The following is a 9,594-nucleotide window of genomic DNA, read 5'->3' as shown; positions in this document are numbered from 1 at the left end:
ATCTATGGCCGGACCGAGCCAAACCCGGATTAATAGAGCAGAATTAATGTGATACAACACTAACCTATTTATTATAAAGGCGAAGAGGATGAGCTACCAGATCTAGTTCCGAACGGTCATCGAATGCATCAATTGGCCCTCGACTTTTGCCGCTTTGGCTCGGCTGCAGATTGCTCGCATATCTATAGGATACTTTCCCTATATATCTAATTGAGATCTACGTCCCAGAGATTCTCCGGATACCAACCATTTAACCTTATAATTAGCCTCGATTGCGCACATGCAGACGGGCTAGGATCCAGTAAGCTAGAAAAGACGCTGCCCTGCCAGCGCTAGATCTGGGAGAGGCCATTTTCTTCTATCATTCTTTGTCTCCTCCGCATCCCGGACAGAGTTATATAAATACCTGATTCGTACAAGAATTGAATATCTATAGGATCCAAGTAGGAGGGCGAAGAGAATATGATAGGTCAGAGATTGCTCATTTGTTTGCTGTTTATGGCTGCACTTTTTCCGGCGGCAGCAGGTGACGAGACAAGTCCACCGGAAGTGTCATCTCCGGGAGGCTGGATGGAAGACATAAATCCCGCAGACTATGCGCTGCTGGCAGCGGACTTAAAAGATCCCTTCAAGTTTGAAGGAGAGATCAACGCCCAGGCCAGCAGCACTGGTTTTGCGATCACCACCAGTAAAGGGCTGGAGAGACAGAACGACTCCTTTCTAGAGCTGACGCAAGAGGTTAGCATCGAGGGCATGCCAGAGGATTGCAGGGGCTTTCTGTCGCTTTACGTTGCGGTCTTCGATAGCTCAGAGAAGGCTGAAGCATTCTGCCAGGAGCATTTCCAGGACTTCGGCTTCACTGAGGACTTCTCCGGCTACACTCCCGGCTACAACGGCCTGGGAGATCCGCGGTTAGAAGGAAAGGGAGCATCGAGCACAGGAGGCCATATCGTCCAGTTCGAGAACATGGTGGCCAGGATCTATGAGCTGGGTTGTATTAACGAGATTCCGAAAGGAAGCGTGGCCGCCTTCGCCAGGCTGTGGCTGGACAAAGTCAGCAAGATCAAATCTCCTGAGAAACCAGATCTGCACCTGGACCCAGATCACATCTACCTTTCATATCATAAGGATAACAATCTCCTGCAAACGGAAATCTCTGCAGACAGCCAGGCAGTGGCAGTAGAAGTCAAGAACATGGGGACAGTTGAGGCCAAAGATGTGCGTGTTCAGCTATATCTGAAAAAGGGCGAAGATCTACAGCCCATAGGCCAGCCGGCTTATGTGGGAGACATCCCCGCCGGGTCCACCAAGTCAGGGACCGCATTCTGGGACCTGGAAGGAAAAAACGCTGAAGGAGCTGTTCTGCAGGCCCAGGCCTTCATGCTGAACGAAAAAGATGCTAATGAAGAGGACAACAACGCCTCGATTGCAGTCAACATCTACTATGCCTTTAACGGCAACAGAGCTTACAGCTGGATCGATGATACCTATAGGTTCGACAATTACGGCTTCGAGGGCAGGGAGACTGAAGAGATGGTGGAAGGGCTCTTGGCCACAATAGTTGGGAACATTCAGGCAGATGGGAATTTCCTTTCGGCCATGCAGAGGCTGCTATTTCCCTCGACCTACATGAGGTTCTGGAACTATTCAATAGAGAGCATGGAGGTGGGAGCTGGAGGGCACTGCTACGGTATGTCCGCCACCTCGGCCCTGTATTTCACAAACACGGGATCCAGCCCCCTATCAAAGCCCACCTCGCAGATGAGCCTGGAAGAGGCATCCACCAACATTGCCATCTATCACCGGGCGCAGATGCTGCCCCTGTGGACGGCTATGATCAGCGACTTCCGGTTCTTCCAGAGGGATCAGTCGCCGGCCAAGTGTCATCAGGCGGTGAAAGACGCCCTCAAGGATTCGCGTGAGCCAGTGATAATCGAGTTCTTCGGCCGGATAGGCAACAAAACTGCTGGTCACGCCGTCCTGGCCTATAAGCTGATCGAGGTACAGGGGCGCGAGCCGGTGATCTACGTCTATGATCCCAACTTCCCGGTGTCCAAGGCCAAGCCGCCCCGGTCCATGCCGCAAATAACCCTGGAAATCTCCAATAACAACTGGAAAAATCCAGCTTACATGGGCTACATGTGGGCTTATGCCAGTGCCATCTCTGCCCATCCGGTCTTCAGGCAGATTCCGCTGGAGGATGTGAATGCTCTGGTTCCTTCCCTTAAAAAGAGCCTTTACGAAATGGCAGAGGTTCTGAGGAAGGCAAACGCCATCATGGCGGTGCTGAGATGTCCTGCGGACGCGGTCTTCACGGATGTTCAGGGCAGGCAAACGGGCATTGTTGACGGCCAGGTCGTAAACGAGATTCCCGGCGCAGAGGTGCTGGCCGATGGCGATGTGGAGATCTACATGCTCCCGGCAGAAGGCAGTTATTCTCTCTTTATCGACGCTACCGATCAGGGCATGGTGGATCTGGATGTGATCAGGACCGAGGATGAATCAGCGGGCATCACCTCCTTCCAGGACATGGCTGTTCAGACCGGAGCGCAGATGACCGGCACAATTCAGGCCGGAGGAGAGATCGCAAACCTGCAGTCCGGCTCGGAATCGATACCGCCAAGCCTGGACACCACGGTTGACCTGAGTGGCTTTGCTGGCGAGGCCCTAGATAAGGATCCGGCCGAGGGATCCACCTCAGGCGATGAGGTCGAGGCCCAGGAAGAGCTGATAATGGAGGTCAATACCCTGGGAGGAGTCGGCAACGCTCCCACCAGTCCGGTGCAGTTCACCCTGGACCGTCCCTACACGATCACCAGGATTCGCACCTATCACTGGAACTATGGCTCCGGCCAGACTCCGGGAACAATAGCCATTCAGGATGCTTCCGGCAATCAATACGGGCCGTGGGCGGCCACTGGAGAGCTGGGAATGGGAGGAGTTCAGGATGCCTATTGGATGGTAGAGCCAGGGGCAGCACTGCCGTCCGGCGTCTATACTCTGGTTGACTCCGATCCCGATACCTGGTCGCAGAACAGCGAGACGGGCGGCAGGGGAGTCGCTCATATATGGGGGATTCCCAGCCAGAGTGAGGTGGGGACCGTCCAGTCCTGCGACTGGAGCGGCACCTGGAACACAGATTGGGGGACGATGCAGCTTCAGCAGTCCGGCGATAAGGTGACCGGGAACTACACCCACGATCAGGGGCGAATAGACGGGACGGCATTCGGAAGCCAGCTGGTTGGCACCTGGTCCGAGGCTCCCTCATACAGCCCGCCGGATGATGGCGGAGATCTGGAAATCGTGATGTCGGAGGACTGTCAATCCTTCTCCGGCAGCTGGAGGTACGGATCGGAGGGCGGCTGGTCCGGAGGCTGGACCGGGTCGCGCCAGTGAATCTTGGGGCCTGGTTTTTCAGAAGCCGGGCCCATAATTTTTAGACTCCAATGATCGCCAGACGGCGGCTGACGGATGCTGGCTGGCCCTGGTGATGCTGGGAATCCTTGTAGGAGAATTTGGGGTCTTCACAGGCTGTCAGGTGCTCCTGCATGAAATGGAGCCATTTATGCAACAAGCTTTTAGAATATGGCTATGCCCCTGCTATCTGTTGCTCCGATCCGGATGATGAAAGCAGTCCCATGTCTTCGAGCCCCTTCCTGATGACCTGCACGCCTTCCTCGCAGTCATTTACAGTTTTGCCTCCTGTTACCACCAGCTTGCCGGAGCTGAATACGAGCACTACGACCTTGGGCTTCTTGACTCTGCAGACCACACCAGGAAACTGCTCCGGCTCATATTCGACGTTCTCCATGCCCATGCCAAGCACGACGGCGTTCAGATTCAAATCGACCTTAAAATCTGCTGTGGCCACAATGTTCTGAACTATTATCTCGGGCTCTGAATAGATGTTCTCGATGCCTATGGACTTGAGCGTCTCGGCCAGGGTGATGATGACCCTGCGAATATCCTCAATGTTCTTGGCTCCGGTGCATACTATCTTGCCAGAAGTAAATATAAGAAAAGCAGCTTTAGGGGCCTTGACTCTATAGACGAGGCCGGGAAACTTCTCTTTTTTGTATTCGGCACCCTCAAGCTCGGCCTCAATCTTATACAGATCAAATTCATCTGCCAGCTTGGTGGATGCCACCACGTTCTCTACATTCATTGTGGACCCCATAGACAAACAATTTCGAGGTCATCTTAAATCTTCGTGTTGGTCCTGAGTCACATAATGGTCTCGCTGATGAGAAAAAGTTTTGGGTAGGAGCTTTATCGAGCTTAGCTGCAGAATAGAAGACTGGAGTGGAGCATGGACGCATCCAAGGTCCTCAAAAAACATGCATTTCTCAGGATAGACATATTAACAGTGCGGCTCTATCGCTCTCTAATGGCGGACGAATCCCTGGGGATAAAAGTTGAGCGAAAGAATGGCGAGCGATTCAGGCGGGCTCTGGTGGATTTGAAGGCATTTGACCCTGGCCGAAAGATTTGCTCGGATGGGTCCCAGATCTATCTGCCTGTGCGGGAGCTGTCCGAAAAGGAAGCAGAAAAGCTGCGGCTGGTAGCAGATTATGATGTCGTGAATTTTGGATTCGTGCCCGAAGAGAAGATCCTGACCCCAGAGGACATTCTGGGCTTTAGGCCCAGCTTTGAGATCGTGGGCGATATCGCCATGATAGAGGACCTGGAGGAGGAAGAGGCAGAGAGGGTTGCCTCAGCCCTTATGTCCTCCAGCAATAGCATCAAGACGGTGATAGCCCCCATCTCTGATGTGGAAGGAGAGTACCGCACCCGTCGCTATCGGCACGTAGCAGGGGAGGAGAGGACCACCACCACCCATAAGGAGCACGGGCTGCGCTATCGTATAGACCTGGAGGGAGCCTATTTCACTCCCCGCCTGGGAACGGAGAGGCTGAGGATAGCGAGCCTGGTCGGGCCCACTGACGTCGTCCTGGACATGTTCGCCGGGGTGGGGCCGTTCTCCATCCTCATGGCCAAGAGATGTAGGTGGGTGGTGGCCATGGACAAGAATCCGGTAGCTGTTCAATATCTGCGAGAGAACGCCCGGCTGAATAAGGTGGAGAACATCGATATCCTGGAGGGGGATGCAAATGAGATCGCACTGCGATACCAGAATGCAGCGGATCATGTTATCATGAACCTCCCCCATAGTGCATCCCTCTTCCTGCCTGCTGCCATCGGGGCGGCAAAGCCGGGAGGGATTGTCCACTACTACTGCATTTCTCCTGAGGACGACCTCTACCGGGACGAATTGCTGATAAGGGAGGCAGCGGAGAAGATGAGCGCGGGGATAGAGGTGCTCTGCGAGAGCATTGTGAGAAGCTATGCCCCTCACAGGCTCAATGTGGTGATAGACTTCAGGGTCAAGAAGCTTTAGTGAAGCTCTGTTTGGTTCCCTGCTCATAATCTTTAAAGTGCTTGCTGAAAGCGTCTACTGGTCGTTTAAATATCATCGATCTCATCAAAAAGGTAGTCCTCCCACTTCCTCTTACCCACCAGCACCTCGAACTCAGGAGGGGTGAGGACGGGGATACTATACTTGGCAGAATCATCCAATGCTACTCTGGGGCAGGCGGTAGAGACTGCCGCTCGGGCCCCCAAATTGAGCAAACGGTCCGGCTCGATGTTGTCCAGATAGACCAGGAACATCTCCCGACCCCGGGCCTCGCCCAGGGCCATCATCCTTCTTGCCAGCTCCATCCTCTTCTGGCCGGACTTTTTAGAGATGAGAACGGCAAAGCTCTTGGCATCGGCAGCTCTGCTGATGGCTGCAAAGCGCCTGCGCAGCATGGGATCCGGATCGATCTCTAAGATCTCGCAGGTCACCGGATCTGCTGCCAGCACCCTCTTTCCTGTGGCAAGAGCGATCCCCAGGGGATGAAACTGTCCCGTGCCTATGAAAAGATACTCGTCCACATCAAGCGCCTTGGCAGAGGCATAGCAGCATCCCAGGACCTGTCCAGGATACTTGATCCTTCCGGATGCAGGACCCAAAAGGCCCTCGATTCCGTGCTCGGCCAGGACCTCCAGCGCTCCATCGAGCTTATGGACATGCTGAACAGTAGTGCTGACCCCTACCCTCTTTGATTTTAGCTCTCCGATCGCCTTTTCCACCACGCCTCTTAGGTCCTCATTCATCCTGGCTTCCAGGAAGATCACCTTCTCCGGCTCCTCTCCAATGCCAGCGTGGCCCAGGTGGAGCATCAGATCCACCTCACCTGAGAGCCTCGTGTCCACATCGCAGGCCCCAAAGCAAGGGTCCCCGGAGATGATCACCTCTGCCCCGGTCTCCTCTGCGATCCGAGCCGCTACTATTGGCGTTGCCCTTTTCAGCCCCTCGGGAGCCTGCAGGCCTACCCGCGCCGCACCGCTCTTCTTGATCAAATGAACTGCCAGATCGAGGTCGAGCTCATAGCCGAAATCGATGAATTCAGAACCAGTGGTCGAGAGTGCTCTGTCCACTCCTATAGACCTCCTCTAGCCTTTTGGCTGTCTTCTCCACCCTCTCAGGATCAAAGTCCCTCTCATCCACCAAAAAGGAGACGATCTCTTCTGGCACGGGCTTTTTCAGGGCGATCTTATAGTCATCAGTGACCGGAGGATGGAGGAAGAACTCCCTGATCTTTTCGAAGTCCTCGATCTTATCATCTCTGTCCGCCAGGATGCTCTCCAGATCTCCTTTCTCCCGAATGAGCTTTAGAGCGGTCTTGGGCCCCACCCTCTCCAGGCCGGAATTAAAATCTGTGCCGCACATGATGCCGATCTCCACCAGCTGCTTGTGGGTGATTCCAAGGTTCGCCAGCCCCACTTCCAGGTTGATCACCTCCGGCTCCACATCCACATAAATGTTCTTTCGAGGCAGCTTTCTCTTGCCGGTGATGGCCAGATTGCGCACCACCAGGGGCGCTCCAAAGAGGAGGGAGTCGTAATCCTGGCTGCCGGCATAGTCCACATCGCCTCGAGCGGCCATATAAGCCGCCTGGGCCTCGCCCTCTGATGGGGCCTGGATTACCGGCAGCCCCATGGCCAGGATGAGCCTTCTCCCGTCCTCGATAATCTCGGAGTTGATCCGTGAAGCCGCCTGAGCATATTTGAATCCGTCTTCACCGGCTGCTCGAGCCTCCTCCCAGGCCCACGCCGCTTTATCCCTTATCTCCGACCTCTCGGCCAGGGTGACAGCCTTGAAGGTTGGGGCCTCGCCATCGAAGACGAAGGCCACCTTCACCCCTGCCTCAATCAGGTTTGTGGTGCGATACAATAGGCCAGAGAGATGAGAGGTCACCCTTCCCTGGCGGTCCATGAGAGGGGTACCATCCCTCTGCCGGATGATGGATAAAAACTGATAGAGGGTGTTGAAGGCATCTATCGCCACCCATCTGCCGGACAGATCCTGAATCTCTATCTTCTTTCTCTTTAGCAGCTCCCCTAAATCAACGCCCATGATTGTCACATACCACTGCTCTATGATAAATCCTCTATCCTATGCTCGGATTTCCAGGCTCCAATTGCAGATGCATGCTACCTTTAAATATCAGTTTTGTGCAGATAATATTTGGAGTGCTATTCATGATTGAGATTACAAAAGAAGCGGCTGATATGCTTAAAAGCAAGGTGGTGGAGGATAAGGTCATAAGGATGTTCCTGGCGGCAGTCGATCCATCTGGCGCGAACTATGGCATGACGCTAGGCGACGCAGAGAAGGACGATGTCATATTCGAGAGCAGGGGGATTAAAATCCACATGGAGCCCAAGGATGCTGAGCTTTTGGCAGAGACCATCATCGATTATGTTGATGATGACCGTGGAACTGGATTTATTATTCGCGGCCCAGAGGACGAGCTTTCCGGTTGCAGCTCATGTGGCAATGCCGGCACATGTGATCATGATCATGACAGCTGTGACCACGATCATGGGGGATGCGACCACGGCCATGGCGGAGGCTGCGGCTGCAGCTAAACTATTTTTTGCCAGTTGGTTTCGATTTTTAAACTGCAATACTGCATTATTCAGGGAAAATGTGTGGGTCGACTCGGGGTGCCAGTCAATGGCCTGATCGTATCTATGGCGCAAAACCGTGAATCCAAACGATTGCTATCGTTTATTGCTACAGACCGCTCCGAGGTCGGACTTTGCAGGATATCGAGCCCGGAAATTCGGCTTCGATATCCTGAGGGTGCTCATAAAAAATTAGCGAAGAGCAAAATCTCTCCTAATCCGATTTAATCGCCTTATCCGACAAGATACCTACACCACCTCTGTGGAATTTGTGGAATTCTGGGTGCAATTTATGCATGATTCGTTTTTCCTGATGCTGAAGTTGATAATTGATGCACCTTTTCCACTGGATGCTTCGTCACAGTTCGGGCAATCAGCAATAGCACCCTTTTCATCGGGACTCACATCTTCCGCGCCTTTCCGTGCCTCTTCAAGCTCTGGAATAGAGCTGGCCGAATTCTTCGCTGCAGCCATATCAACCAGCTGGAATGTGGTCAAGAATCTAGCGCCCTGGGACTCAGCATAATTAAGGAAATTCCTATAAGCATCAAGGAATTCTCCATTTCCTGAGACCAGATTGCTGAAGATGACGACTGTGGGCGCTCCTGCCTTGGCATTCTCGTCGAACTGGGACTGCAATAGGTCCTGCCATTGCGAGCCACTTAGGCCCATCTCTTCATCAATGTATTTGTCATAGAGAACCGCTTTCTCTCCATTCACATCTGTCGTGCTGATTGGAACCGCATATACATTGAAGCCATCAATGAGATATGGCCAGGAATCATTCTCATGACCAGGCATATAGATCAAGCCCTGCTGGAATCCGGCATTGTAGATAATGCTCAAGTTCTCCAGGACTCGCAGCGTATGCTCATTTTGCTCGAAGCCCTGCGGTCGGAAGCCCTTGATATCAACATGCTTGCCTCCGCATATATAGCAGCTATACAGGCGGTTGTTAGCGTCCTTAATGATTTCTTCTTGTTCAGCAGCCGAGAGCGAGGACAGGTTCTCTCCAGTGTTATTTCCATAGAGAGCAAGCTCGTGGTTGCTCATGGCACCCTGAGATGTGATTCCCAGACGGTAGACTGTGGCCATCTCACCGCTCACAAAGATGGTGACATTTCGGTCAAAGGGATCTATCTCATTTATCAGGTTTATCAGAGAACCTCCCGCGGCTTTGACCTCTTCTGAGGATGGATTTAATGGGATATCCGCATCCACTACGATGTTCACCACGGGGCTCTCTTGGCATAGGCTTGGGCATGTTATCCCCGACAATGCGATACCAAATAGTAATAACACAAATGCAGCTTTATATATCCTTTTCATTGCTTCGCCTCATTAATATATAAATTAGGTCACAACATTATAGATTCCTTGGAATTAGCTGTAGCTATTATTGATCCTTCATACTAATATTTGTTATGGTCAACTGTTTTTTAAAATTAATTTTAACATATATATTTGTTATTATCATAAAAACCAGTTTTTTGCATCTATATATGCTGCTCTGATTAAATAGTATGATAATCTATAAATACCATAGTTACGCAATTTGTTTAAGGTGATAACTTAATG

General features: G+C 52.4%; 7 protein-coding genes. 3 read left to right on the top strand and 4 right to left on the bottom strand.

Annotated elements, in window-relative coordinates; translation table 11 throughout:
- Window positions 1–570 precede the first annotated feature (570 nt).
- A complete protein-coding gene (locus tag BP727_RS02860; RefSeq protein ID WP_286857275.1) occupies window positions 571–3,396 on the top strand; it encodes a hypothetical protein in 2,826 nt (941 codons plus the stop codon).
- A gap of 193 nt (window positions 3,397–3,589) precedes the next feature.
- Here the strand turns inward: BP727_RS02860 and BP727_RS02855 are convergent, their stop codons facing one another.
- On the bottom strand, window positions 3,590–4,177 hold the full coding sequence (locus BP727_RS02855) for a TATA-box-binding protein (RefSeq protein ID WP_048132639.1): 588 nt from the start codon (window positions 4,175–4,177) through the stop codon (window positions 3,590–3,592).
- Between the two features lie 132 nt (window positions 4,178–4,309).
- Here BP727_RS02855 and BP727_RS02850 point away from each other — a divergent pair, with 132 nt between their 5' ends.
- Entirely contained in the window at window positions 4,310–5,398 is a 1,089-nt protein-coding gene (locus tag BP727_RS02850) for a class I SAM-dependent methyltransferase (protein ID WP_286857273.1), read from the top strand.
- 65 nt (window positions 5,399–5,463) lie between these two features.
- On the opposite strand, the gene dph2 is transcribed toward BP727_RS02850, so the two are convergent.
- Window positions 5,464–6,483: a diphthamide biosynthesis enzyme Dph2 gene (gene dph2, locus BP727_RS02845; RefSeq protein ID WP_286857272.1), complete on the bottom strand. Its 1,020-nt coding sequence runs from the start codon at window positions 6,481–6,483 to the stop codon at window positions 5,464–5,466.
- On the bottom strand, window positions 6,452–7,462 hold the full coding sequence (gene fen / locus BP727_RS02840) for a flap endonuclease-1 (RefSeq protein ID WP_273271972.1): 1,011 nt from the start codon (window positions 7,460–7,462) through the stop codon (window positions 6,452–6,454). Before fen ends, dph2 begins: the two co-directional genes overlap by 32 nt.
- Window positions 7,463–7,587: 125 nt before the next feature.
- Between fen and BP727_RS02835 the strand changes: the two genes are divergently transcribed.
- Window positions 7,588–7,977: a HesB/IscA family protein gene (locus BP727_RS02835; protein WP_013720663.1), complete on the top strand. Its 390-nt coding sequence runs from the start codon at window positions 7,588–7,590 to the stop codon at window positions 7,975–7,977.
- A 288-nt stretch (window positions 7,978–8,265) separates the two neighbouring features.
- Here the strand turns inward: BP727_RS02835 and BP727_RS02830 are convergent, their stop codons facing one another.
- A complete protein-coding gene (locus tag BP727_RS02830) occupies window positions 8,266–9,294 on the bottom strand; it encodes a hypothetical protein (RefSeq protein ID WP_286857269.1) in 1,029 nt (342 codons plus the stop codon).
- Between the last annotated feature and the right edge of the window lie 300 nt (window positions 9,295–9,594).

The organism is Methanosaeta sp. UBA356 (assembly GCF_002496465.1).
In the GTDB taxonomy this organism is placed as follows: Archaea; Halobacteriota; Methanosarcinia; order Methanotrichales; family Methanotrichaceae; genus Methanothrix; species Methanothrix soehngenii.
Note: the sequence above shows the minus strand (reverse complement) of the source record. Positions and strands in the feature narration are given on the sequence as shown.